2 protein-coding genes are annotated in these 689 nt (G+C 67.1%); both read right to left on the reverse strand.

Translation table 11 applies throughout. The features are described from left to right. The coding region (locus FM051_RS54430; protein WP_158854967.1) for a helix-turn-helix domain-containing protein at nucleotides 1–166 on the reverse strand (166 nt) is incomplete at its 3' end. A gap of 260 nt (nucleotides 167–426) precedes the next feature. Beyond that, nucleotides 427–603 carry an integrase core domain-containing protein gene (locus FM051_RS53865; protein WP_202919547.1) on the reverse strand — a complete coding sequence of 59 codons (177 nt, stop codon included), beginning with the start codon at nucleotides 601–603 and terminating at the stop codon, nucleotides 427–429. Nucleotides 604–689 lie beyond the last annotated feature (86 nt).

Raw genomic sequence — 689 nt, forward strand, 5'->3', positions numbered from 1 at the left:
GGTAGGCCCTCCACCAGCTGCCCACCGACCGCACCGAGACCCCGAACACCTCCGCGGCCTGCCGATAGCCCTCCACCTGCCCGGACTCCAGCGCCGCCACCACCCGCAGCCGCAGCACCTCCTGCTCCGCAGGCGACAACCGGTGCGCACCCTCGACCTCGATCACGACGGATCACCATACAGGCAAGCGATCAGTTTCAATTCAATAACGAGCAGCGCTGTTCATGGTGAACCACGAGATCCCGCCGCTCGTCACGCCGCGGGTTGGTGCCACCGCCGAGCAAATCGCCCAGCTTCGTCCGACCTGCCAGCCGCTCTTCGCTGTCACCGCGCTGGACCGGGCCGTCGACCTGCTACTGGACACCCAACTCGGCCCCTGGCCGTACAGTCGGCTGGGGGACTTCACCCCGGATGTTGGACACGGGGTTATGCGGCTGGGGTCAGCGTAGCGGGTGTCGGGGTGAGGCTGTTCTCGTAGTCGATCGGGGACTTCTGGCCGAGGTGGGAGTGGCGTCGTCGGGTGTTGTAGCGGTGCGCCCAGCCGAACACGGCCAGGCGTGCTTCCCTTTCGCCCGCCTTCCGCAGTTGGTAGTCACACGTGATCGCGAGTTTGCGGTCTGAGCTGGGGAAACGTGCTGATAGGCCGGAGAGGGCGTGTGCCTACGCCCTGTCCGGCGTGTCCGGCAGGG

It is taken from the genome of Saccharothrix deserti (genome assembly GCF_009769385.1).
In the GTDB taxonomy this organism is placed as follows: Bacteria; Actinomycetota; Actinomycetes; order Mycobacteriales; family Pseudonocardiaceae; genus Actinosynnema; species Actinosynnema deserti.